The 23,281-nt window shown below is 75.3% G+C and carries 26 protein-coding genes; 8 read left to right on the top strand and 18 right to left on the bottom strand.

Annotation, left to right across the window (positions count from 1 at the left end):
* Positions 1-8: 8 nt before the first annotated feature.
* The 3 genes from ACI8AF_RS24500 to ACI8AF_RS24510 are packed head-to-tail and all read right to left on the bottom strand — an operon-like array spanning position 9 to position 1,348.
* Positions 9-209, bottom strand: a complete 201-nt coding sequence (locus ACI8AF_RS24500) for an AAA family ATPase (protein WP_456542383.1) — start codon at positions 207-209, stop codon at positions 9-11.
* A gap of 25 nt (positions 210-234) precedes the next feature.
* Positions 235-738, bottom strand: coding sequence for a GtrA family protein (locus tag ACI8AF_RS24505; RefSeq protein WP_456542384.1), 504 nt, complete (start codon positions 736-738; stop codon positions 235-237).
* A gap of 34 nt (positions 739-772) precedes the next feature.
* The gene (locus tag ACI8AF_RS24510; RefSeq protein ID WP_456542385.1) at positions 773-1,348 is read right to left on the bottom strand and encodes an antibiotic biosynthesis monooxygenase; all 576 of its coding nucleotides are present in this window, start codon (positions 1,346-1,348) and stop codon (positions 773-775) included.
* Between the two features lie 111 nt (positions 1,349-1,459).
* On the opposite strand from ACI8AF_RS24510, the gene ACI8AF_RS24515 reads away from it, so the two are divergent.
* Positions 1,460-2,311 (top strand): DNA-formamidopyrimidine glycosylase family protein, encoded by an 852-nt coding sequence (locus tag ACI8AF_RS24515; protein ID WP_456542386.1) that lies wholly within the window; start codon positions 1,460-1,462, stop codon positions 2,309-2,311.
* Here ACI8AF_RS24515 and ACI8AF_RS24520 read toward each other — a convergent pair whose 3' ends face one another.
* Both ACI8AF_RS24520 and ACI8AF_RS24525 read right to left on the bottom strand, forming a co-directional pair.
* Entirely contained in the window at positions 2,312-2,818 is a 507-nt protein-coding gene (locus tag ACI8AF_RS24520) for a cupin domain-containing protein (protein ID WP_456542387.1), read from the bottom strand.
* Between the two features lie 10 nt (positions 2,819-2,828).
* The gene (locus tag ACI8AF_RS24525; protein WP_456542388.1) at positions 2,829-3,671 is read right to left on the bottom strand and encodes a PspA/IM30 family protein; all 843 of its coding nucleotides are present in this window, start codon (positions 3,669-3,671) and stop codon (positions 2,829-2,831) included.
* Between the two features lie 131 nt (positions 3,672-3,802).
* On the opposite strand from ACI8AF_RS24525, the gene ACI8AF_RS24530 reads away from it, so the two are divergent.
* The gene (locus ACI8AF_RS24530; RefSeq protein ID WP_456542389.1) at positions 3,803-4,822 is read left to right on the top strand and encodes a carbohydrate kinase family protein; all 1,020 of its coding nucleotides are present in this window, start codon (positions 3,803-3,805) and stop codon (positions 4,820-4,822) included.
* A 75-nt stretch (positions 4,823-4,897) separates the two neighbouring features.
* On the opposite strand, the gene ACI8AF_RS24535 is transcribed toward ACI8AF_RS24530, so the two are convergent.
* From ACI8AF_RS24535 to ACI8AF_RS24560, 6 genes are all read right to left on the bottom strand, one after another.
* The gene (locus ACI8AF_RS24535) at positions 4,898-5,440 is read right to left on the bottom strand and encodes a TetR family transcriptional regulator (RefSeq protein WP_456542390.1); all 543 of its coding nucleotides are present in this window, start codon (positions 5,438-5,440) and stop codon (positions 4,898-4,900) included.
* 7 nt (positions 5,441-5,447) lie between these two features.
* Positions 5,448-5,846 (bottom strand): helix-turn-helix domain-containing protein, encoded by a 399-nt coding sequence (locus tag ACI8AF_RS24540; RefSeq protein WP_456542391.1) that lies wholly within the window; start codon positions 5,844-5,846, stop codon positions 5,448-5,450.
* A gap of 109 nt (positions 5,847-5,955) precedes the next feature.
* Positions 5,956-6,456 carry a CinA family protein gene (locus ACI8AF_RS24545; RefSeq protein WP_456542392.1) on the bottom strand — a complete coding sequence of 167 codons (501 nt, stop codon included), beginning with the start codon at positions 6,454-6,456 and terminating at the stop codon, positions 5,956-5,958.
* Positions 6,453-7,118, bottom strand: a complete 666-nt coding sequence (gene pgsA, locus ACI8AF_RS24550) for a CDP-diacylglycerol--glycerol-3-phosphate 3-phosphatidyltransferase (RefSeq protein WP_456542393.1) — start codon at positions 7,116-7,118, stop codon at positions 6,453-6,455. Before pgsA ends, ACI8AF_RS24545 begins: the two co-directional genes overlap by 4 nt.
* A gap of 5 nt (positions 7,119-7,123) precedes the next feature.
* Positions 7,124-8,539: a 30S ribosomal protein S12 methylthiotransferase RimO gene (gene rimO / locus ACI8AF_RS24555; RefSeq protein ID WP_456542394.1), complete on the bottom strand. Its 1,416-nt coding sequence runs from the start codon at positions 8,537-8,539 to the stop codon at positions 7,124-7,126.
* Positions 8,540-8,585: 46 nt separating this feature from the next.
* A complete protein-coding gene (locus tag ACI8AF_RS24560) occupies positions 8,586-11,093 on the bottom strand; it encodes a DNA translocase FtsK (protein ID WP_456542395.1) in 2,508 nt (835 codons plus the stop codon).
* A 74-nt stretch (positions 11,094-11,167) separates the two neighbouring features.
* On the opposite strand from ACI8AF_RS24560, the gene ACI8AF_RS24565 reads away from it, so the two are divergent.
* Complete coding sequence (locus tag ACI8AF_RS24565) at positions 11,168-13,126, top strand: prolyl oligopeptidase family serine peptidase (protein ID WP_456542396.1); 1,959 nt, start codon at positions 11,168-11,170, stop codon at positions 13,124-13,126.
* 68 nt (positions 13,127-13,194) lie between these two features.
* On the opposite strand, the gene ACI8AF_RS24570 is transcribed toward ACI8AF_RS24565, so the two are convergent.
* From ACI8AF_RS24570 to thyX, 5 genes are read right to left on the bottom strand one after another with little or no spacing between them, the layout of a single operon-like run.
* Positions 13,195-14,892, bottom strand: coding sequence for a ribonuclease J (locus ACI8AF_RS24570; RefSeq protein WP_456542397.1), 1,698 nt, complete (start codon positions 14,890-14,892; stop codon positions 13,195-13,197).
* Positions 14,889-15,788, bottom strand: coding sequence for a 4-hydroxy-tetrahydrodipicolinate synthase (gene dapA / locus ACI8AF_RS24575; protein WP_456542398.1), 900 nt, complete (start codon positions 15,786-15,788; stop codon positions 14,889-14,891). Before dapA ends, ACI8AF_RS24570 begins: the two co-directional genes overlap by 4 nt.
* 9 nt (positions 15,789-15,797) lie before the next feature.
* A complete protein-coding gene (locus ACI8AF_RS24580) occupies positions 15,798-16,370 on the bottom strand; it encodes a dihydrofolate reductase (RefSeq protein WP_456542399.1) in 573 nt (190 codons plus the stop codon).
* Positions 16,367-17,176: a thymidylate synthase gene (locus ACI8AF_RS24585; protein ID WP_456542400.1), complete on the bottom strand. Its 810-nt coding sequence runs from the start codon at positions 17,174-17,176 to the stop codon at positions 16,367-16,369. The genes ACI8AF_RS24580 and ACI8AF_RS24585 overlap by 4 nt, the downstream gene beginning before the upstream one ends.
* 22 nt (positions 17,177-17,198) lie before the next feature.
* The gene (thyX, locus tag ACI8AF_RS24590; protein ID WP_456542401.1) at positions 17,199-17,951 is read right to left on the bottom strand and encodes an FAD-dependent thymidylate synthase; all 753 of its coding nucleotides are present in this window, start codon (positions 17,949-17,951) and stop codon (positions 17,199-17,201) included.
* An 88-nt stretch (positions 17,952-18,039) separates the two neighbouring features.
* Here thyX and ACI8AF_RS24595 point away from each other — a divergent pair, with 88 nt between their 5' ends.
* Genes ACI8AF_RS24595 through ACI8AF_RS24605 form a run of 3 tightly spaced genes read left to right on the top strand, consistent with a single transcriptional unit; the run spans position 18,040 to position 19,529 of the window.
* On the top strand, positions 18,040-18,195 hold the full coding sequence (locus tag ACI8AF_RS24595; protein ID WP_456542402.1) for a hypothetical protein: 156 nt from the start codon (positions 18,040-18,042) through the stop codon (positions 18,193-18,195).
* Between the two features lie 16 nt (positions 18,196-18,211).
* Complete coding sequence (locus ACI8AF_RS24600; RefSeq protein ID WP_456542403.1) at positions 18,212-18,700, top strand: toxin-antitoxin system HicB family antitoxin; 489 nt, start codon at positions 18,212-18,214, stop codon at positions 18,698-18,700.
* 34 nt (positions 18,701-18,734) lie between these two features.
* A complete protein-coding gene (locus tag ACI8AF_RS24605; RefSeq protein WP_456542404.1) occupies positions 18,735-19,529 on the top strand; it encodes a DUF4097 family beta strand repeat-containing protein in 795 nt (264 codons plus the stop codon).
* Positions 19,530-19,574: 45 nt separating this feature from the next.
* Here the strand turns inward: ACI8AF_RS24605 and ACI8AF_RS24610 are convergent, their stop codons facing one another.
* Positions 19,575-20,801: a winged helix-turn-helix domain-containing protein gene (locus ACI8AF_RS24610; RefSeq protein WP_456542405.1), complete on the bottom strand. Its 1,227-nt coding sequence runs from the start codon at positions 20,799-20,801 to the stop codon at positions 19,575-19,577.
* Positions 20,802-20,845: 44 nt separating this feature from the next.
* Complete coding sequence (locus ACI8AF_RS24615; RefSeq protein ID WP_456542406.1) at positions 20,846-21,829, bottom strand: EamA family transporter; 984 nt, start codon at positions 21,827-21,829, stop codon at positions 20,846-20,848.
* 57 nt (positions 21,830-21,886) lie between these two features.
* Here ACI8AF_RS24615 and ACI8AF_RS24620 point away from each other — a divergent pair, with 57 nt between their 5' ends.
* Positions 21,887-22,489, top strand: coding sequence for an N-acetyltransferase family protein (locus ACI8AF_RS24620; RefSeq protein ID WP_456542407.1), 603 nt, complete (start codon positions 21,887-21,889; stop codon positions 22,487-22,489).
* The gene (locus ACI8AF_RS24625) at positions 22,486-23,145 is read left to right on the top strand and encodes a DUF2461 domain-containing protein (protein ID WP_456542408.1); all 660 of its coding nucleotides are present in this window, start codon (positions 22,486-22,488) and stop codon (positions 23,143-23,145) included. The genes ACI8AF_RS24620 and ACI8AF_RS24625 overlap by 4 nt, the downstream gene beginning before the upstream one ends.
* Positions 23,146-23,281: the final 136 nt, after the last annotated feature.

Here is a 23,281-nt window from a genome sequence, read left to right on the forward strand (position 1 = left end):
GGGCCTGCTCACAGCACCGACTCCAGGCCGCCCTCGGCGGCCAGCGCGCGGACCGCCCCGCCGTGCGCGGTGGCGGCCAGCAGCCGCAGCACGCGGTACAGGCTCGACTTGCCCGAGCCGTTGGCCCCCGTGACGACGGTCAGCCGGCCCAGCGGCACCACCAGGCTGCGCAGCGAGCGGTAGCCCTCGACCGCGACCGTCTGCAGCACGGCGAGACGGTAACCAGCGCCACCGTCAGGACGGCGAGGGAGCGGGACGGTGGGCGTGCCCGGAGAAGACCCAGAGCCGCAGCGCGGCGAAGCGCACCAGGCCGATCGCGCCGGTGACGGCCGCGATCAGCACCACGTCCGCCCACCACGCCGCGCCCAGGGTGCCGTCGAGCGCGGCCAGGGCGAGGCTCGTGGCCGCCAGCCCCGCCACCGCCAGCCCGCCGCTCTCCCACTGCGCGGCCAACCAGCCCACCCGGCCGCCGGCGTGGAACGTCACCCGCCGGTGCAGCTCGTTGGCCAGCACCGTGGAGACCACGAAGGCGACCGCGTTGGCCGGGAGCGCCCCGGTGCCCCGCAGCGCGAGGAAGAGCGCGAAGTAGACCAGGCTGCTGGACACCCCGACGGTGACGAAGCGGGCGAACTCGGCGACGGCGTCGTCCTGGTGCAGACGCGCGCGGGTCCCGCAGACGGCCACCTGCCAGGCGCGGCCCGGCCGCCCGCAGGGGCCGCAGGTCGCCGGGGTGGCCATGCCCCACACCGTAGGGCGGGAGGACGGCCGCGCGTCAGTCCCGGCGCGGGTGCAGCCAGCGGTGGAACAGCCGGGTGAGCCCCGGCATGACGACGTAGCCGAGCAGGACGACGACCACGACGGCCGAGAGCAGCAGCCGGGCCGGCAGCGGCCAGCTCGCCAGGTGCGGGAGGACGAACAGCTGCAGCAGCGAGGTGATCGCGAAGACCGCGGCGATCGTCAGCAGCGTCGACCGCCAGCGCGGCCCGGGCGTGGCGGGCCGGGTGAAGAAGCTCTCCAGGCCGGCGACGCGGGCGTAGCGCACCTCGTCGACCATGGCGTCGAGGCGCTCGAGCGCCGCGCGGCGCTCCGCCGAGCGCTCCCAGCCGGCCAGCGACTCGCCGTCGGCGAAGCGGTAGACCAGGTGGTACTCGCGGCTGCCCGGCCCCGGGTGGAGCAGCGAGGTGCCGAGGTTGCCCGGGAAGCGGGCGGCCAGGGCCAGCACGTCCTCCGCCCACCGCTCGAACTCGGCGCGGTGCTCGGGGCGCACGACCCGCGCGACGGTCACCGTGACGGGCTCGGCCTCGGGCTCGGCCGCCGTCCCACCGGCCAGCAGGCTGCGCAGTCGCATCGCTCCGTCCACGTCGCTGGACAGCGCGGGAAAGGGTCGCCGTCATCCCGCTGTCAGCGGTCTCACAGCGTGCGGAAGCAGGGACGACGGCCGGCGGGGAGACTGGGGGACGTGCCCGAGGGAGACACCGTCTGGCTGGCCGCCAAGCGCATGCAGCAGGCGCTGGCCGGCGCCACGCTTCGCCGTGGGGAGTTCCGCGTGCCGCAGCTGGCCGCCGTCGACCTCGCCGGCGTCGGTGTACGCGAGGTGGTGCCGCGCGGCAAGCACATGCTCATCCGCCTCGACGACGAGCGGACCCTGCGCACGCACTTCCGCATGGACGGCAGCTGGCACCTCTACCGCCCGGGGGCGAAGTGGCGCGGCGGGCCCGCCTACGACATCCGCGCCGTCCTGGCCACCGACGACTGGGAGGCTGTCGGGTACCGCCTGCACGACATGACCCTGGTGCCCACCGCCGACGAGGACACCCTGGTCGGTCACCTCGGGCCCGACGTGCTCGGCCGCGACTGGGACCTGGAGGAGGCGCTGCGCCGCCTCCGCGCCGACCCCGACGAGCAGGTCGGGGTCGCCATCCTCGACCAGCGCAACCTGGCCGGCATCGGCAACCTCTACAAGGTCGAGTCGCTGTTCCTCTGCGGCGTCCACCCGTGGGCGCGGGTCGGCGACGTCGGCAACCTGCGGGAGCTCGTGGAGCGCGCCCGCACGCTCATGCTCGCCAACCGCGAGCACCCCGAGCAGAGCACCACCGGCGTCCTCCGCCGCGGCGAGGACCACTGGGTGGCCGGCCGCAAGGGCCGGCCGTGCCGCCGCTGCGGCACCCCGATCCTGCTCGGCGAGCAGGGGCCCGAGACGCAGGAGCGGGTCACCTGGTGGTGCCCCCGCTGCCAGGCGGCCCGCTCGCCGGTCGACCCGCGGGCCCGCACCGGCGAACCGGGCCGGCCGCCGCCGCTGACGGTGCGCTGACTAGCCGCCGTCCACCCAGAAGGTGTCGTGGCGGAGGTAGAACTCCGTCCAGTCGTCGGCGGTCATCGCCTCGCGGCGGACCTTGTCGGCCAGCGTCTCGAAGTAGTCCTCGCGCGGTGCGCCGGGGGTGAACAGCAGCAACAGCGACGCCGGCTCCCCCGACTCGTTGCGGAAGCCGTGGACGCCGCCCTCGGGGACGAACAGGAAGTCACCGGGACCGGCGTCGACCCAGCCCCGGCCGTCGTGCAGCCGCACCGTGCCGGACAGCACGTAGAAGGACTCGGTGATGCTGCGGTGGAAGTGCGGGGCAGGGCCGCTGGGCCGCGGTCCCATGTCCCACCGGTAGAGCCCGAACGCGCCGCGGGTGCCGGCCCCGGTGGCGAGGTAGGAGGCCCCGCCACCGGCACCGTGCGACAGCTCCGGCGGGGTGTCGGCCCGCCGCAGGACGGCGCTGACCTCCCCGCCGTCGCCCGGGTGGACGTCGGGGGGATAGCCGAAGCCCGACACCCCGGCCGGCTCAGGCAGTCGGTTCCTGGCGCTGCGCCGGCTCGGCGACCGGCGCCTGGGCCGGCTGCTCGACCGGCGGCGTGCCCTGCTCGATCGCCTGGGCCCCGGTGCCGCTCTCGACCGCCGCGGGACCGCCGCCCATCGAGGCGCGGATCTGGTCCAGCCGCGACGCGCCGGCCACGTCGAGGGTGGCCTTCTGCACCTCGAGCATGCGGCCCTCGACCGAGGTCTGCGCCAGCTCGGCCTGGCCGAGCGCGTTGGCGTAGCGGGCCTCGATCTTGTCGCGGACCTCCTGCAGGCTCGGGGTGTTGCCCGGCGCGGAGAGCTCGTTGACCTGCTTGAGCGAGGCGGCCACGTGCTCCTGCATCTTGGCCTGCTCGAGCTGGCTCATGAGCTTGGTGCGCTCGGCGAGCGTCGTCTGCAGCCGCATGCGGCTCTGCTCGACGGCGCCGCGCGCCTGCTCGGCGGCCTGCAGCGCCTCGTCGTGGCTGCGCTTGAGGTCCTCCATCGCCTGCTCGGCGGCCACCAGCTGCGTCGCGAACGCCTGCGCGGCGTTCTCGTACTCGGCGGCCTTGGCGGCGTCGCCCTTGGCGCGGGTCTGGTCGGCCAGCACCAGCGCCTGCCGGGCGGAGGCCTGCAGCTTCTCGACCTCGCCGAGCTGGCGGTTCAGCCGCATCTCCAGCTGGCGCTGGTTGCCCAGGACGGCGGCCGCCTGGTTGGCCAGCGCCTGGTGGCGCTGCTGCTCCTGCTCGATCGCCTGGGCGATCTGGATCTTGGGATCCGCCTTCTCGTCGATCTTGGCGTTCGCCGAGGCCGTGAGGTACTTCCAGAACTTCACGAACGGGTTGGGCATTCGTTCCTCCTGTCCGGCGCGAGGTCCGGCCGGACCACGAGCAGATGTCGTCCGGTTCATCGTCGCAGGTCTTCCGCTACCGCGGGCAACTGCTCGGCTCCCCCGAGGGTTCCCACGGCTAGGGTCGCGCCGTGCCCCCTGGGAACCCGGTGCTGAGCGTCCTCGGTGAGTTCGTCGTCGACCTGATCCCCGACCCGTCCGGCGACGCCGGCCCCGAGGGGACGGCGCCGCGGTACGTGGCCCGTCCGGGCGGCAACGCGCTCAACGTCGCGGTGGCCGCCGGCCGGCTGGGCGCCCCCGTGCGGCTGCTCGCCCGGCTCGGCACCGGGCCGCTGGCTCCGGCGCTGCGCCGGCACGCGGAGCTGTCCGGCGTGGCGCTCGACGGCCTGGTGGCGGCCGCGGAGCCGGTGAGCCTGGCCGTCGTCGGCCTCGGCCCCGACGGCTCCCCCGACTACGGCTTCCACGTGCTCGGCGCGGCCGATTGGCAGTGGGACGACGCCGAGCTCGCCGCCGTCTACGGCGACACCCCGGGCATCGTGCACGTCGGGTCGATCTCCAGCTGGACCCCGCCGGGCTGCGACGCGATCGCGCGGCTGGTCGAGCGGCTGGCCGACGACGGCGCGACGCTGCTGAGCGTCGACCCGAACATCCGCCCGATGCTCGCCGACGGGCCGGTGGGGACCAGCCTCGGCAACGGCGCCGCGGCGGTGCGCGCGCGGCTGGACCGGCTCGTGGCCCGCGCCGACGTGGTGAAGGTGAGCGCCGAGGACCTGGCGTGGCTCGAGCCCGGCACCACCGACCTGGACGAGGCGGCGGCCCGCTGGGCCGAGCGCGGCCCCGGCCTGGTGCTGCTCACCGACGGCGGCGGACCGCTGCGGGTGGCCCGGCCCGGGCGCCCGGTGCAGTCCCGCACGCCGCCGGTCGTGACCGTCGCCGACACGGTGGGCGCCGGGGACTCGCTGGCGGCCGGGGTGCTCAGCGGGCTGCTCGCGGCCGGCGTGACCGCGCGCGCCGCGCTCGACGGCCTGGGCGACGACCGGCTGACCGAGATCATCGACGACGCGCTGCTGGTCGCGGCGCTCAACTGCACCCGGGTGGGCGCCGACCCGCCCACCCGCGCCGAGCTCGACGCGGCGAAGGCGTCCCGCTGAGCCACGATCAGGTCACCTGACCCGAAGGGGTCCTCCCCCACGCCGCACCGTGGGGGAGGAGCTCTCACGATCAGGTCAGCTGATCGTCGCCGCCGGCGCCAGGGTGGCGGCGAGGCGGGCGGCGGCGCGGTGCCGCAGCCCCGACCGGCCCGGCTGCAGGACGACGCCGAGCAGCCACCGGCCGGCGAGCTCGGCGCCCTCGTCGTCCACGCCCAGCGCGGTGGCCAGGCGGGCGGTCAGGTCGGCCCACCGCTCCGCGTCGGCGCCCAGCAGCGCGGCCAGCACCGCCGGCTCGCTCTCGGCCAGCCGGCGCAGCACCGGGTGGCCGGCGGCCTCGTCGGACAGCGCGGCCAGGGCGTCGGGCAGCGGCAGCGCGGCCGCCAGCGCGGTCACCCGGTCCAGCTCGGCGGCGAGCAGGGCGCGGGCGACCTCGTCCTTGGTCCGGAAGTGGTTGTAGAGGGTGGCCTTGGCGACGCCGGCCGCGGCCGCGATCGACTGCATGGTCGCCTGCCGCGGCCCCGCGTCGGCGAACGCCCGCGCGGCGCCGTCCAGCAGGCCCTGCCGGGTGCGGGCCAGGGCCTGCTCGGCCCGGCTGCGGGCGCTCCCCCGGGCGGGCACCGGCCGCTCAGGCGGCGAGCGAGACCGCCCCGCGGCGGGTGGTGGCACGGGCCGGCGAGCCGGCGCCGACGAGGGCCAGGGCGGGCTCCGGGGCCGGGGACTCCTGCGCCGGGACGGCGGCCTGCTCGGCGGGCTCGGCCGACGGGGTCAGCGGGCGGACGGTGGCCGCGCCGTCGCCGCGCCGCAGCGAGGTGCTGACCTCGGCGAGCAGGTCGGCCAGCTCGACCTCGAGGGCGTCGCAGATGGAGGCGAGCAGCTCGGAGGACGCCTCCTTCTGCCCCCGCTCCACCTCGGAGAGGTAGCCCAGGCTGACCCGCGCCTTGCCGGAGACGTCGCGCAGCGTGCGGCGCTGGCGCAGCCGGTGCCCCCGCAGGGTGTTCCCGAGCTGGGTGCGCAGCAGCGTCATGGCCGTCTCCTGTCCTGCCTGTGGGAAGCGGCGGTGCCTCGCCGAGGCGCCGTGCGCTCACGGTACGCGGCGCCACCCCCGGGAACCCACCCGACCGGGCCGCGTCCGCTCATGGCGTAACGCCGAGGTCGGACCGGGCGTTCCCGAGCCGGGCGAGCAGCCCGTCGAGGGCGGCCGTGACCGCGCCCTCGCGCACCGCCTGCCGCTCGCCCGGCAGGTCCAGCTGCACGACGTCGGTGTGCCGCCCGTCGGACAGCCCCAGGTACACGCGCCCGGGGCCGTGCCCGTCGACCGGGTCCGGCCCGGCCACCCCGGTGAGCCCCACGCCCCACGTGGCCCCGCAGCGCGCGCGGATCCCCTCGGCCAGCGCCGCCGCCGTCTCCGGGGCGACCGGCCCGTGCGCGGCCAGCAGGTCCTCCGGCACGCCGGCGAGGACGGCCTTGAGGTCGGTCGCGTAGACGACGGCGCCGCCGCGCAGGGTGGCGCTCGCCCCGGGCACCGTGGCGAGCGTGGCGCAGAACAGCCCCGCGGTCAGCGACTCGGCGGCGGCCACCGTCTCGCCCCGCGCGAGCAGCGCGCGGTGGACGCGGGCGGCGCGCAGATCGGTCACGCGGCGGTGTCGGCGATGGGGCCGGGGTTCTCCTTCGCCGCGCGCCGCTCGGCCGCGGCGGCCATCGCCCGGGCGCTCGTGCGCCGCAGGGTTAGCGCCCGGTACACGTAGTCGAGGCCGGTGACCACGGTGAGCACGAGCGCGATGCCCATGACCCACCAGCGGGCGCTGGCCAGCACGCCGGTCAGCGGCAGGATGTAGAGCCCGATCGCCAGGGCCTGCAGCACGGTCTTGGCCTTGCCGCCGCGGCTGGCGGCGATCACGCCGTGCCGGATCACCCAGAACCGCAGCAGGGTGACGCCGACCTCGCGGGCCAGGATCGCGATGGTCACCCACCACGGCAGCAGCTCCAGCACCGACAGCGCGATGAGCGCGGTGCCGGTGAGCGCCTTGTCGGCGATGGGGTCGGCCAGCTTGCCGAACTCCGTCACCTGGCCGGTGCGGCGGGCGATCAGCCCGTCGTAGCGGTCGGTGATGATCGCTGCCGCGAAGAACACCGTCGCCCAGTAGCGCCCCGCGGTGGAGGAACCGTGGTCGGACAGCAGCAGGACGGCGAACACCGGGACGACGGCCAGCCGCAGCACGGTGAGCGCGTTGGGCAGGTTCACCAGGCGCACGGACGAGGGCGGCGTGGCAGCCGGGTCTGGGGCCACGTCGCTCACCGCGGTCACCGCCCGGCCGGGGTGGTGGCGGGTACGAGGGCGGCCGCGACCAGGTCGACGCCGTCGCTGGCGACGACGTCGGCGGCCACGACCTGCCCGGCGACGGCGTCGGCGGGTACCCCGGTGACCGTCGTCGTGCCGTCGCTGTCGGGGTCCTGGTGGGCGGCCGATCCGGTCCACTCCCCGTCGCCGAGCTCCTCCAGCAGCAGGACGTCGACCCGCTCGCCGACGCGCTCCTCCGCCCGCTGGGCGGTGAGCTCCTCGACCAGGTCGGTGATCCGGCGCACCCGCGCGTCGATCTCGTCCTGGTCGAGCTTGCCCGGCAGGTTCAGCGCCTCGGTGCCCTCCTCGTCGGAGTAGCCGAAGACGCCGACCGCGTCGAGCCGGCCCTCGACCAGGAAGCGCTCGAGCTCGGCGACGTCGTCCTCGGTCTCGCCGGGGAAGCCGAGGATGACGTTGGTGCGGAACCCGGCCGTCGGGGCGAGCGCGCGGGCCCGCTCGATCAGCGCGAGGAAGTCCTCGGTGCCGCCGAACCGCCGCATGCGGCGCAGCAGCGTCGGCGAGGAGTGCTGGAACGACAGGTCGAAGTACGGGGCGATCCCCTCGGTGCCGGCGATGACCTCGAGCAGCCCGGGCCGCAGCTCGGCCGGCTGCAGGTAGGCCACGCGCACCCGGGCGATGCCCTCGACCGCGGCCAGCTGCGGCAGCAGCCGCTCCAGCGACCGCAGGTCGCCGAGGTCCTTGCCGTAGGAGGTCGAGTTCTCGCTGACCAGCACCAGCTCGGTGACGCCCTGGGCGGCCAGCCACTGCGCCTCACCGAGCACCTCGGCCGGCGGACGGGAGACGAAGGCGCCGCGGAAGGTGGGGATCGCGCAGAACGCGCACCGGCGGTCGCAGCCGGAGGCCAGCTTCAGCGCGGCGGAGGGCCCACCGGCCAGCCGCCGGCGGCGCAGCCAGCCGTGCCCCGGGATGGCTGCGACCTCGGCCGCGCGGGTGCGCTCGACCGGGCTGATCGGCAGGAGGGTGCGCCGGTCGCGCGGCGTGTGCGGCACCAGCGGCCGACCGGCCAGCACGTCGTCCAGCCGGTCGCCGATCTGCCCGTAGTCGTCGAAGCCGAGCACGGTGGCCTCGGGCAGCGCGCCGGCGAGCTCGCTGCCGTAGCGCTCGGCCATGCAGCCGACGGCGACCACCCGCGCCCCGCCGTCACCGGCGGAGAGCAGGGCGTCGACCGAGTCCTTCTTGGCGCTGTCGATGAAGCCGCAGGTGTTCACCAGCACCGCGTCGGCGCCGTCGGCGTCGTCCACCAGCTCGTAGCCGTCGGCGGCGAGCCGGCCGGCGAGCTCCTCGGAGTCGACCTCGTTGCGGGCGCACCCGAGGGTCACCACCGCCACGGTGCGGGCATGGCGGGGCAGCGAGGTCACCGAACCATCGTAAGCGCCGTCCGCCACCCCACCCGGGGACGCCGGGTCAGGCACCGCCGCGCAGCGTGAACAGCGTGGCCTCGAGCTCGTCGGGCTTGATCAGGACGTCGCGGGCCTTGGACCCCTCGGACGGGCCGACGATGCCGCGGCTCTCCATGAGGTCCATGAGCCGCCCGGCCTTGGCGAAGCCGACCCGCAGCTTGCGCTGCAGCATCGAGGTGGAGCCGAACTGGCTGGTGACGATGAGCTCCACGGCCTGCAGCAGCAGGTCGAGGTCGCCGCCGATGTCCTCGTCGATCTCCCTGGCCTCGCCCGCCGCGGCGGTGAAGACCTCCTCGCGGTAGTCCGGCTCGGCCTGCCGCTTGGTGAACTCGACGACCGCCTCGATCTCGGCGTCGGAGACGTAGGCCCCCTGGACGCGCTGCGGCTTGCCCGCCCCGATGGGCAGGAACAGCGCGTCACCCATGCCGATGAGCTTCTCCGCGCCCGGCTGGTCGAGGATGACCCGGCTGTCGGTGATGCTCGAGGTGGAGAACGCCAGCCGCGACGGCACGTTGGCCTTGATCAGACCGGTGACGACGTCGACCGACGGGCGCTGGGTGGCCAGCAGCAGGTGGATGCCGGCCGCCCGCGCCTTCTGCGTGATCCGCACGATCGAGTCCTCGACGTCGCGCGGGGCGACCATCATGAGGTCGGCGAGCTCGTCGACGATCGCGAGGATGTACGGGTAGGGCCGGTAGACGCGCTCGCTGCCGGGCGGGGCGGTGATCTCGCCCTTGTCGACCTTGCGGTTGAAGTCGTCGATGTGCCGGACGCCGGTGGCCCGCATGTCCTGGTAGCGCTGCTCCATCTCCTCGACCAGCCAGGCCAGCGCGGTGGCGGCCTTCTTGGCGTCGGTGATGATCGGCGTGATCAGGTGCGGGATCCCGTCGTACGGCGTCAGCTCGACCATCTTCGGGTCGACCAGGATCATCCGCAGCTGGTCGGGGGTGGCCCGCAGCAGCAGCGAGACCAGCACCGAGTTGACGCAGCTGGACTTACCCGAACCGGTGGCACCGGCGACGAGCAGGTGGGGCATCTTCGCCAGGTTGGCGGTGACGAAGCCGCCCTCGATGTCCTTGCCGAGCCCGACCAGCATCGGGTGCGGGTCCTGCTTGGCCGCGCCGGAACGCAGCACGTCGCCGAGGCTGACCGTCTCGCGGTCGGAGTTCGGCACCTCGATGCCGACCGCCGACTTGCCGGGGATCGGCGCCAGGATGCGGATGTTGTCGTTGGCGACCGCGTAGGCGATGTTCTTCGTCAGCGCGGTGATCTTCTCGACCTTGACCGCCGGGCCGAGCTCGACCTCGTAGCGGGTGACCGTCGGCCCGCGGGTGAAACCGGTGACGGCGGCGTCGACGTTGAACTGCTCGAGCACCCCGGTGATCGCCTCGATGGCGACGTCGTTGGCCTTGGAGCGGGCCCGCGGCGGCGTGCCGGGGCGCAGCGTCGACAGCGCGGGCAGCGTGTAGTCGCCCTCCACCGGCTGGATGGACAGCTGCTCCGGCTCGGTCACCGGCTCGAGCTCCTCGGGCGGAGCGGTGCGGTCGACCACCTGCGGCCGCGCGACGGGCATCGGCGGCGGAGGCGGGGTGACGGTGACCGCCTCGGCGGCCTCGTCGTAGGCGACGTGGTCGATCGGCCCGGTCGCGAGCAGGTCCTCGCTGAGCGGGGTGGCCTTGCGCCGGCCGCGGCGGGGCTTCTCCTCCTCGACCTCGTCGACGTCCTCGTCGTCGTACCCGTCCTCGTCGTACTCGTCGGCGTAGTCGCCGCGGCCGAGCATCCGGTCACCGAGCTCGCGCAGCCGCTCGGGGATCTGGTGCACCGGGGTGGCCGTGACCACGAGCAGGCCGAAGAAGGCGAGCAGCACGAACAGCACCACGGCGACGACGTCGCCGACGCCGGCCGCCAGGGGCGTGCCGGCGGCCCAGCCGAGCAGCCCACCGGCACCGGGGCGCCCCTGGGCGGGGCCGTCGGTCGCGCCGTCGCCGACGACGGAGACGGTGCCCTGGACGGCGGCGACCAGCGAGATCCAGCCGATCAGCAGCCGGCCGCGGGCCTCGGGGTTGGCCGGGTGGCGCAGCAGCCGCAGCGCGACGAGGAAGAAGAACACCGGCAGGACGACGACGACCGACCCGACGAGCCAGCGCGAGCCGCTCGCGATGACCGCGCCGAACGGCCCGATGCCGTTGGTCCACACCGCGGCGCCGAGCACCACGGCCAGGCCCAGGACGGCGAGCCCGACGCCGTCGCGGCGGTGCTCCGGGGCGAGCGGCTCGCGCTCCTCCGGCCGGGCGATCGAGCGGGCCAGGCCGCCGGCGCCGCGCGCCAGCAGCGACCAGCTGCTGCCCACGAGGCGGAGCAGGCCACCGCTGGACTGCTGCTTCTTGGCGGCGGGCCTGCGGGTGCCAGCGGTGGACCGCTTGGCGGGCGGCCGCTTGCGGGACGCCGTCGACCCGGAGCGGCCCCGGGAGGACGACGCCGGCCGGCGGCTCGGCGTGGTGCGGGCAGGCATGCGTCAGACGGTAATGGCGCCGGGACCCCCGACCGGGCAGGCGAGCGGTCGTGTCCGCCACCTAGCGTGGGGCCGTGACCCTCCCCCACGGCAGCTGGCCGACGCCCATCACCTCCGCGCTGGTCGTCCGCGCGGCGGCCCGGCCCACCGGTGTCGTGGTCGACGGCGACGCCGTCTGGTGGGCCGAGGCCCGCCCCGGCGAGGGCGGCCGGACGGCGGTCGTGCGGGACGGCACCGACGTGCTGCCGGCCCCGTGGAACGCCCGCACGCGGGTGCACGAGTACGGCGGCGGTGCGTGGGCGGTCGGCGGGGGCACGCTGTGGTTCACCGACTTCCGCGACCAGCGGCTGCACCGGCTCGCGCCCGGGGACGCCGGGCCGGTCGCCGTGACGCCGGCCCCGGAGGTCCCGTCGGGGGTGCGCTACGCCGACCTGCGCGTGCTGCCCGGCGGCGACGGCGTCCTCGCCGTCCGGGAGACGCACCCGGCGGGCGGCGCGGTCGCCGACGTGGTGAACGAGGTGGTCCGGGTCGCGGCGGACGGTTCCGTCACGGTCCTCGTCTCGGGCCCCGACTTCGTCTCCGACCCCGCCCTCGGGCCGGACGGCGCGACCCTGTCCTGGCTGCGCTGGGACCACCCGGACATGCCCTGGGACGCGGCGCAGCTCGTGGTCCGGGGGCCCGACGGCGCCGAGACCGTGGTGGCCGGCGGCCCGGGGGTCTCGGTGGTGCAGCCGACGTGGGCACCCGACGGCTCGCTGTGGTTCCTCTGCGACACCACCGACGTGTGGTCGCTGCACCGCCGGCGCCCCGACGGGGGCGTCGAGCTGGTGCTCGACGTCGGCAGCGACATCGCCGGACCGCAGTGGGTGTTCGGCCAGCGCCGCTTCGCCCTGCTGGCCGACGGCCGGATCGCGCTGGCCTTCGGGCGGGACGGCGGCGACCGGCTCGGCGTCCTCGGCCCGGACGGCCTGCTGCGCGAGCTCGACCTGCCGTACGCGGCGTTCGGCTCGGTCACCGCGGCGGGGACCGACGTCGTGTGCGTCGCCGGCGGCCCGACGTCGGAGCCGGTGGTGCTGCGGGTCCGCGCGGACGACGGCTCCGCCGAGGTGCTGCGCCCGGCGCGCGACCTCGGGCTGGACCCGGCCTGGTTCTCCCGCCCCGAGCACGTCACGTTCCCGACCGAGGACCGCGGGACGGGCATCGGCGTCGCGCACGCGCTGGTCTACCCGCCGACCAACCCGGAGGTGCCCGCACCCGCCGGCGGGAAGCCGCCGCTGCTCGTGGTGGTGCACGGCGGGCCCACCGCGGCGGCCTCGTCCGTGCTCGACCTCGGGGTGCAGTACTGGACCTCGCGCGGGTTCTGCGTGGCCGACGTCGACTACCGGGGCTCCACCGGCTACGGCCGCCGCTACCGCGAGGCGCTCAAGGGCCGGTGGGGCGTGGTCGACCTCGACGACGTCGTCGCCTGCGCGCGGTTCCTGGCCGACGCCGGCCGGGTCGACCCGGCCCGCATGGCGATCCGCGGCGGCTCGGCGGGCGGCTACACGACCCTGGCGGCGCTCACGCTGCGGCCCGGCGTCTTCACCGCCGGCGCCAGCCACTACGGGGTGGCCGACCTCGCCGCGCTGGCCGCCGAGACGCACAAGTTCGAGTCGCGGTACCTCGACGGGCTGGTGGCGCCGTACCCCGAGGGTGCCGAGGTGTACGCCGAGCGCTCGCCGATCACGCACGTCGACCGGCTCGACACCCCGCTGGCGGTCTTCCAGGGCGCCGAGGACGAGATCGTGCCGCCGGCGCAGGCCGAGGCGATCGTCGCGCAGCTGCGCGCCACCGGTGTGCCGCACGCCTACGTGCTGTTCCCGGGCGAGCAGCACGGCTTCCGCCGGGCGGAGAACATCCGCGCCGCCCTCGACGGCGAGCTGTCGTTCTACGCCCAGGTGTGGGGCTTCGAGCTGCCCGCCGAGGAGGGCATCACCCCGATAACACTGCGACGCTGCGCGCCGCGCCGCGGCCAGGAGCCGTCCCCCAGCTGAGCGGAACGGCTGCTGTCCCTCCTCGGGGAGGCCTCCGGCCCCCCGCTCGTCGGGACGGCCCCTGCCGGCTAGACCTCGAGGACCGTCGGGATGATCATGGGGCGGCGGCGGTGGGTGTCGGACACCCACTTGCCCACCGTGCGGCGGATCAGCTGCGAGAGCCGGTGCGGGTCGACCTCGTCGTCGGCCAGCGCCCGCTTGAGGTTCTCCTCGACCAGGCCCAGCACCTCGTCGAAGGCCGACGGGTCGTCGGAGAAGCCGCGGGTGGACAGGTGCACCGGGCGCACGATCGTCCGCGTCGACGGCTCGATGACGACGGTCAGCGCGACGAAGCCCTCGTCGCCGAGGATGCGCCGCGCCTGCAGCGACTCCTCCCCCACGTCGCCGACGTTGAGCCCGTCGACGTAGACGTCGCCCACCGGCACGTGGCCGGTGATCGCGGCCTTGCCGTCGACGAGGTCGACGACCACGCCGTTCTCGGCCAGCAGCACCCGGTCGCCGTTCATGCCGGTCTGCTCGGCCAGCGCGGCGTGCGCGCGCAGGTGCCGCCACTCGCCGTGCACCGGCATCAGGTAGCGGGGCTTGGCGACGTTGAGCAGGGTCCGCAGCTCGCCGGCCGGGGCGTGCCCCGACACGTGGACCATCGCCGTCTCCTTGTGGATGACGGTGGCGCCGAGCCGGGCCAGGCCGTTGATGACCTTGTAGACGGCGGTCTCGTTGCCCGGCACCAGCGAGGACGCCAGCACGATCGTGTCGCCGGCCTCGATGGTGACCTGGTGGTGCTCGCCGCGGGCCATGCGCCCCAGGGCCGACAGCGGCTCGCCCTGCGAGCCCGTGCTCACCAGCACGACCTGCTCCGGCGGCATCGACGTCGCCTCGTCCAGCGACACCATCAGCCCCGGCGCCACCCGCAGCAGGCCGAGGTCGCGGGCGACGCCCATGTTGCGCACCATCGACCGGCCGACGAAGGCCACCTTGCGGCCGTGCAGCGCCGCGGCGTCGAGCACCTGCTGGATGCGGTGCACGTGGCTGGCGAAGCTCGAGACGATCAGCCGCTGGGTGGCGCGCCGGAAGACGTCCTCGAGCACCGGCCCGATCGCGCGCTCCGGGACGACGAAGCCGGGCACCTCGGCGTTGGTGGAGTCGGCCAGCAGCAGGTCGATGCCCTGCAGCCCCAGCCGGGCGAAGGCCCCGAGGTCGGTGAGGACGCCGTCGAGCGGCAGCTGGTCCATCTTGAAGTCCCCGGTGTGGACCAGGGTCCCGGCCGGGGTCTGGACGGCGACGGCGAGCGCGTCGGGGATCGAGTGGTTGACGTCGATGAACTCGCAGTGGAACGGCCCCGCGACGTGGTCGTCGCCGGCGGCCACCTCGACCAGCACCGGGTCGATGCGGTGCTCGCGCAGCTTGGCGCTGACCAGGGCGAGGGTGAAGCGGGAGCCGACCAGCGGGATGTCGCCGCGCAGCCGGAGCAGGTAGGGCACCGCGCCGATGTGGTCCTCGTGCCCGTGGGTGAGGACGACGGCGGCGATGTCGCCGAGGCGGTGCTCGATGACCCCGAAGTCGGGCAGGATCAGGTCGACGCCGGGCTGCTCCGCCTCGGGGAACAGCACCCCGCAGTCGATCACCAGCAGCGCGCCGTCGTACTCGACGACGGCCATGTTGCGGCCGATCTCGCCGAGCCCGCCGAGGGCCATGACGCGCAGGCCACCGTCCGGCAGCGGGGGCGGCGCCTGGAGGCCGAGGTGGGGCTGCACCGGGACACTCACAGGGTCAGACCTCCGGCGGTCAGGTCGGCGCGCAGCTTCTCCACCTGCTCGGGGCTCGCGTCGACCAGCGGCGGCCGCACCGGCCCGGACGGGAGGCCGAGCGCGTGCAGCGCGGCCTTGACCATCATCACGCCCTGGCCGCCGCCCATGATGCCGGTGTAGACCGGCAGCAGGCTCTCGTGCACCGCCCGGGCCTTGAGCAGGTCGCCGGACTCGACGGCGGCGACCATCTCGGCCAGCCGCGGCCCCACCACGTGGCCGACGACGCTGACCATGCCGACGGCGCCGATCGCCAGCAGCGGGAAGTTCAGCATGTCCTCGCCGCTGTAGTAGGCGAGGTCGGTGCGGGCGAGGGTCCAGGAGACGGCGCCCAGGTCGCCCTTGGCGTCCTTGACCGCGACGATCCGCGGGTGCTCGGCGAGGCGGACCAGCGTCTCCACCTCGATCGGCACCACCGAGCGCGGTGGGATGTCGTAGAGCATCACCGGCAGGTCGGTGGAGTCGGCCACGGCGGTGAAGTGCCGCAGCAGGCCGGCCTGCGGGGGCTTGTTGTAGTACGGCGTCACGACCAGCAGGCCGTGCGCGCCCAGCCGCTCGGCGTCCCGGGCCTTGTCGATGGTGTGCGCGGTGTCGTAGGTGCCGACCCCGGCGACGACGACGGCGCGGTCGCCGACCGCGTCGAGCACCGCCTCCAGCACCGCGTGCTGCTCGGCGTCGGTGACGGTGGGCGACTCGCCCGTCGTCCCGGCGATCACCAGGCCGTCGTGGCCGCACCGGTCGACCAGGTGGGCGGCCAGCTCCTGCGCGCCGGCGAGGTCGACCGACCCGTCCTCGGTCAGCGGGGTGACCATGGCCGTCAGCACGCGCCCGAACGGCCGGGCGGGGTCGGTGCTCATGGGTGGAATCTACCGACCCGCGGGGCGGCCGGCGGCGACCTCGTCCAGCCAGCCCGTCAGCGCCGCCCGCACCGGACCGGCCGCGTCCCCGGCGCCGTGCCGGCGCCACCAGGACACCGAGAACCCCAGCCCCGAGGACGAGGGCAGCACGCCCTCCTCCGGCACCCGCAGCGCCGGGCTCCAGCCGCCGTCCAGGCGGGGGGCCCAGGTGTCGCCGTCGAAGCGGCCGGCCACCTCGGTGACGACGGCCTCGGCGGCGTGCGGCAGGAACGCCTCGTAGACCCCGCCGCCGCCGATCGCCCACAGCTCGTCGTGCGCGGCGAGCACCTCCTCGACCGACGTCGCGACCTCCACGCCGACCCCGGCCGCGTCCAGCGTCGTGCTGAGGACGACGTTGCGCCGGCCCGGCAGCGGGCGGGACCGGGGCGGCAGCGAGAGCCACGTGCGGCGGCCCATGACCACGGTGGAGCCGAGGGTGAGCGCCCGGAAGAGCTTGAGGTCCTCGGGCAGGTGCCAGGGCAGCGCTCCCCCGGCGCCGATGACCCCGCCGGTGTCCTGCGCCCAGACGAGCCGGACGCTCACACCGCGACCGCGCCGCGGATGGGCGGGTGCGGGTCGTAGTCGTGCACGTGGAAGTCGGCGTACTCGTGCTCGAACAGCGACGGCGCCGGGTCGACGGTCAGCCGCGGGAACGGCCGCACCTCGCGGGAGAGCTGCTCGCGCACCTGCTCGACGTGGTTGGAGTAGACGTGGCAGTCGCCGCCGACCCAGATGAAGTCGCCGGGCTCGAGGCCGACCTGCTGGGCCACCATGTGGGTCAGCAGGGCGTAGCTCGCGATGTTGAACGGCACGCCGAGGAAGAGGTCGGCGCTGCGCTGGTACAGCTGGCACGACAGCCGGCCGTCGGCGACGTGGAACTGGAACAGCGCGTGGCAGGGGGCGAGCGCCATCTCCTCGAGGGCCCCGACGTTCCACGCCGAGACCACCATGCGGCGGGAGTCGGGGTCGGTCCGCAGGGTCTCCAGGACACCGGAGATCTGGTCGATGCTGCGGCCGTCGGGCGTGGGCCAGGACCGCCACTGGACGCCGTACACCGGGCCGAGACCGCCGTCGGCGTCGGCCCACTCGTCCCAGATCGAGACGCCGTTCTCCTGCAGCCACTTCACGTTGCCCTCGCCGCGCAGGAACCACAGCAGCTCGTAGGCGATCGACTTGAAGTGCACCTTCTTCGTCGTCACCAGCGGGAAGCCGCGGGAGAGGTCGTAGCGCAGCCGCTCGCCGAAGAGGCTGGTGGTGCCCGTGCCGGTGCGGTCGGACTTCGGGGTGCCGGTCTCCAGGACCCGGCGCAGCAGGTCCTCGTACTGGGTGTCGGTCGTCCGGTCTGCCACGGGGGTCGACTGTAGGCGCGGATCAGCCCTCGGCCACGTAGGGGCTCGCGGCCACCTCGCTGCCGTCGGTCAGCCGGCTGATCCGGAAGTCGCGGAAGACGTGCGGAGCGACCGCCTGCAGCTCGCGCAGGCAGGCGATCGCCAGCTCGCGGATCTCCACGTCGGCGTGCTCGCTGGCCCGCATGGCGATGAAGTGCCGCCAGGCGCGGTAGTTGCCGGTGACGACGATCCGGGTCTCGGTGGCGTTGGGCAGCACGGCCCGGGCCGCCTGCCGGGCCTGCTTGCGGCGCAGCGTGCCGTTGGGGACGTCGGCGAACCGCTTCTCCAGCCCCTCCAGGAGCTCCCGGTAGGCGGTCAGCGCGGCCTCGGTGGCGGCGACGAACTTCTCGTGCAGCTCCGGGTCCTCGGCGATGACGGCGGGCTCGACGAAGCCGGCGTCGTCCTCGGGCACGTAGCGCTGCGAGAGCTGGCTGTAGGAGAAGTGCCGGTGCCGGATGAGCTCGTGGGTGAGCGACCGGGAGACGCCGGTCAGGTACATGCTCACCGTCCCGTGCTCGAGCACGGAGAGGTGGCCCACCTCGAGGATGTGCCGCAGGTAGCCCTCGTTCGTGGCCGTGGCCGGGTTCGGCTTGTCCCACGACTGGTAGCAGGCCCGTCCGGCGAACTCGGCGAGCGCCTGCCCGCCCTGGACGTCGGTCTCCCACGGCACGTCGGCCGGCGGGTCGAAGCGCGTCTGCGCGATCACCTGGGCCTGCAGCCGCACGAGGGGTGGCACGGCGCCGAGCCTACGGCGAAGCACCGTGACTGCACCGTGACGGCACCATGGTGTTGCTGTGGCGTCAGAGTGGTGTCATATTGACGTCATGGAGAACTGGACGTACACCGAGGAGCTCCGGGCGCAGCTGCGGCGGCCGCACGGCCGGCGTCCGGGGCGCGACCACGACCGCGACGTCGCCCGGCTGCTGTCACCGTGGCGCCGCCACGCGGCCGGCCCCGACACCGTCGTGCGGGGGGACTGACGCCACCATGGCGTCCATGGATCTCAGCGACTACGTCGACGCCCTGCGCACCGCGCTCACGCGGGCGGCGGCCGCCGGCGGTGAGCAGGCCCGCGGGACGGCCCGGCTGCTCGCCGACACGATCGAGCCCGCGGTCCGGCTGACCGTGATCGACGCGCTGTCGGACATGGCGGCCGAGGTGACCGCGGCCCTCGAGGGCGCGCTGGTCGACATCCGGGTGCGGGGCGGCGATCCCGAGGTGGTCGTCGTCCCGCCGGTGCACCACGAACCCGCCGAGGAGCCCGAGCCGGAGGCGGACGACGCCGACGACGACGGCTCCGTCGCCCGGATCAGCCTGCGGCTGCCCGAGCCGCTCAAGGCCCGCGCCGAGGCTGCCGCGGCGGCGTCCGGCGTCTCGCTCAACGCCTGGCTCGTGCGCGCCGTATCCGGCGCGCTGCGCGAGCCCCGCCCCACCCCCTCGTCCGGGCGCGGCCCCCGCCGCTTCTCGGGTTTCGCCAACAGCTGATCACTCCCCCACCCACCATCCCCGGAGGACCCCCGTGGAGACACGGACGCACCGCTTCCCCGTCGGCGCCGGCCCGCACGCGGTCGAGATCCGCAACCCCGCCGGCACGGTCACCGTCGAGGCCGGCCCGGACTGCGCCGAGCACGTGGTCGAGATCGCGCCGCTCGACAGCGCCGCGGAGGAGCTGGTGGACAAGGTCGACCTGTTCCTGGTCGGGTCGCGGCTGCGGGTGCACGTCCCGGAGCGCCGCCTGCTGCGCACGCCGGCCTTCGCCGTGCGGGTCACCGCGCCGACCGGCACCGCGGCCCGGGTCGCGGTCGCGTCGGCCGACGTCGACCTGCGCGGCGACCTCGGCCGGGTGGAGCTCACCGGCGCCAGCGGCGAGTCGGTGGTGGAGTCGTGCGCCGACCTGCAGCTGCGGACCGCCAGCGGCGACGCGCGCATCGGCTCGGTCGCCGGCCGCGCCACGGTCGGCTCGGCGTCGGGCGACCTGCGGGTCGACTCGGTCGGCGGTGGGCTCGAGGTGCGGACCGCCTCCGGCGACGTCGAGGTGGGAACCCTGGCCGGGGACGTGTCGGTGACCACCGCCTCGGGCGACGTCGGCATCGTGCGGGCCACCGGCGGCACGGTGGGCGTGAAGACGGTGTCGGGGGACGTCTCGATCGGGGTCGCCCCGGGCCTGCGGGTCTGGCTGGACCTCTCCAGCGTGTCCGGCCGGATGGAGTCGCAGCTCGACGACGGTGCCGGCGGCGAGGGGCCGGCGCAGCTCACGCTCGCCGTGCGGACCGTCTCCGGTGACCAGCGCATCGTGCGGGCGGTGCCGGCGTGAGCCAGGTGCTGCTGCGCCGGCTGCTCAGCGGCCGCCCCGCCGGCCTCAGCCGGCCTCGGCCGCCGGACCCAGGACCGTCTGCAGGTCGCGCGCCAGGTCTCCCCGGTCGCTGACGGCGACGGCGTCGAGCTCCATCCACCCGGCCATGAGCGCCAGCTCGCCGGCCAGCTCGGTGGCGACCAGGGACCGGTCGACGCCGTCCTCGGTGTAGGCGGCCTGGACCCGCAGCACGCCGGCCTTGCGGTCGGCCTTGAGGTCGGCGCGGCCGACCAGCCGGTCGCCGAGGAGGAAGGGCAGCACGTAGTAGCCGTGCACCCGCTTCTCGGCCGGCGTGTAGATCTCGATGCGGTACCGGAAGCCGAAGATCCGCTCGACGCGCGGGCGCTCCCAGACCAGGGAGTCGAAGGGGCTGAGCAGCGCGCGGGCGCGGATCCAGCGGGGCCGGCGGGCGCCGGGGTCGAGCCAGGCGGGGGCGCCCCAGCCGTCGACGTCGACCGGCAGCAGCTCGCCGGCCTCCTCCAGCTCGGCGATCGCCTGCCGCGCCGGGGCCGGCTTGAGGCGGAAGTAGTCGCGCAGGTCGCGCTCGGTGGCGACGCCGAGGGCACGCGCCGCCGTCCGGACCAGTTCGCGGATCGCGTCGGCGGGCTCGGGGGTGGGCACGGCGAGCACCTCGGCGGGGACCACCCGATCGGTGAGGTCGTAGACCCGCTCGAAGCCGGCCGTGCGGTGCCGGGCGGTGAGGGCGCCGGTGTAGAACAGCCACTCGAGGGCGACCTTGCCGGCGTGCCAGTTCCACATGGTGCCGGGGCGCTCGGGCTTCGGCTCGACCAGGTCGCTGGCCTTGAGCGGGCCACCCTCGCGGACCCGCTCGAGGATCTCGGCGACGTAGCCCGGCCGCTCGCGCTGGATGCGGACCATGGACCCCCACGCGTGCTCCTCCGCGGCGGCCATGCGCCAGCGGAGGTACGGCTGCAACCGGACCGGCAGGAACGAGGCCTCGTGCGCCCAGTACTCGAAGAGGTGCCGGCGGCGACCGGCGAGCGCGTCGAGCGACTCCCGCGGGTACGGGCCGAGCCGGCTGAAGGCCGGCAGGTAGTGCGAGCGGGAGAGGACGTTGACCGAGTCGATCTGCACGACGGCCAGCCGCGAGGTCAGCCGGCGCAGCCGCCGGGTGTCGACGACGCCGGTGGGACGCGGCTCGGCGAACCCCTGCGCGGCCAGGGCGATGCGCCGGGCCAGGGCGGCCGGCAGCAGCTCCGGTCGGGTGCTCACCTGCCCGATCCTGCCGCGCGGGTACGACAGCCTCAGGCCGGGGTCTAGGTCGGCTCCACCGGCAGCGCGCCCTCGTCCCGGTTCGGGAGCGCCCGCCGGGCGCTGCGGGACTCCGCGGTGATGACCAGGGCGACCGCCGCGATGATCACCGCACCGCCGACGAGCACCGGCGCGGAGAGCGGCTCCCCGAGGAACAGCGCGCCCAGGCCGACCGCCACGGCCGGGTTGACGTAGGCGTACGTGGTGACCAGGGAGACCGGTGCGTGCGCGAGCAGCCACACGTACGCGCTGTAGGCGACCAGGCTGCCGACGAGGACCAGGTACCCGAAGGCCAGCCACGACGGCGCGTCCACGGAGCCGAGGTCGAGCCGCCCCCACTCGCCGCCGATCGAGCCGAGCAGGACCATCGCCGTCCCCCCGGCCGCCATCTCGACGACCGTGGTGGTGAACGGGTCGGCCGGCAGCGGGCGGCGGGTGGCGAGCACCGTGCCGATGGACCAGAGCAGGGAGCTCGCGCAGACCAGCAGCAGCGGGCCGATCCCGTGGGCGCCGCCGAACCCGGGCCGCAGCAGCACCCCGACCCCGACCATGCCCAGGACGAGCCCGCCGACGGTCGCCGCGGCCGGCCGGTCACCGAAGAGGGCGCGGAGGACGACGACCCACAGCGGGGTCGCGGCGATGAGCAGCGCCGCGAGGCCGGAATCCACGTACTGCTCGGCGACGGCGACCAGGCCGTTGCCGCCGACCAGCAGGAGCAGGCCGCACGCGACGGCGGTCGTGACCTGGGCCCGGGTCACCCGCAGCGCCTGCCGGCCGCGGGTGGCCAGGACGACGAGCAGCAGCAGGGCGCCCGCGATCAGGAAGCGGGAGCCCATGGCCAGCAGCGGCGGCAGGTCGGCGACGGTGTACTTGATCGCCAGGTAGGTGGAGCCCCAGACCACGTAGACGATGAGCAGCGCCCCGACGACCCCGGCGCCGACCGGACGGAAGGCGGGTGCCGCGGGGCGGGTCTCGGGCGTCGTCGTCACGACCCGATTCCAGCACCACGGTCCCGTCCGGTCGGCGCGCGGTCCTACGCTGCCCGGGTGGACGCCGCGACCCCCTTCCCCCGGCTGACCGGGACGGCGGACGTCTCGGTGCGCCCGGCACGCCCGGACGACGCCGCGGCGGTCGCGCGGGTGCAGGTGGTGACGTGGCGGACCGCGTACCGCGAGGTGCTGCCGCCCGCCGTGCTGGACGAGTGGGACGACGACGCCGCGGCCGCCGCGTGGCGGGCGGCCATCACCGCACCGCCCACGCCGGGGCACGGCGTGCTGGTGGCGCTGGAGCGCGACGAGGTCGTCGGCTTCGCCGCGTACGGGCCGGCGGAGCTGGCGCCCGGGGAGGCGTCCGACCCGGCCGGGCCGACCACCGAGGTCGCGACGCTCCTGGTGGAGCCGCGGTGGGGACGGCGCGGGCACGGCAGCCGGCTGCTGGCCGCGGTGGCCGACCTCGCGCGGGCGACCGGTGCGGCCCGGCTGCAGACGTGGCTGCCGGAGGCCGACCGGGTCTCCGCGCGCTTCCTCGAGTCGGCCGGGTGGGCCGAGCAGGGCTGGGCGCGCACGCTGGACACCGGAGGGGCGCCGCTGCGGGAGGTCCGCTGGCACACGGTGCTGGACGCCCCAGCCGACGGGGAGGAGACCCGGTGACGTTCGAGGGGTTCCCGGACGAGGGCCTCGTCTTCTACGAGGGCCTGGAGGCCGACAACACGAAGACGTACTGGACCCGGCACAAGGGCGACTACGACGCCTTCGTCCGCAAGCCGCTGCTGGCGCTGGTGGAGGAGCTCGGCCCGGAGTTCGGGACGGCGAAGGTCTTCCGCCCGTACCGCGACGTCCGCTTCAGCAACGACAAGACGCCGTACAAGACCCACCAGGGGGCCGTGGTCACCCCGGAGGGCCGCGGTGCCGGCTCCTGGTACGTGCAGATCTCCGCCGACGGGCTGTACGTGGCCGGCGGGGCCTGGCGGCTGGAGTCGGACCAGGTGGACCGGTACCGGCGCGCGGTCGCCGATGACGTGCAGGGCCCGCGCCTGCAGGCGGAGGTCGACCGGCTGGCGGGGCTGGGCTTCGAGATCGGCGGCGAGCGCCTCACCCGGGTCCCGTCGGGCCACCCGGCCGACAGCCCGCGGGTCGAGCTGCTGAAGCACAAGTCGCTGCACGCCTCGCGCCACTGGGAGCCGGCCGACTGGCTGCACGGGCGCCGCGCCCTGGACGAGGTGCGCGCCGCCTGGCGGGATCTGCAGACGCTGAACGCCTGGCTGGCCGACAACGTCGGCGCGACGACGAAGGAACCCCGCCGCTGACCCCTCCGCTTTCGGCGCCGAAAGCGGTCGTCGGGGAATGCGAACGGGGCCCGCAGCCTGTGGCTGGGGCCCCGTTCGGGAGGTGTGTCCGGCGGCGTCCTACTCTCCCACCCCGTCTCCGGGGCAGTACCATCGG

The organism is Blastococcus sp. SYSU D00669, from assembly GCF_054050715.1.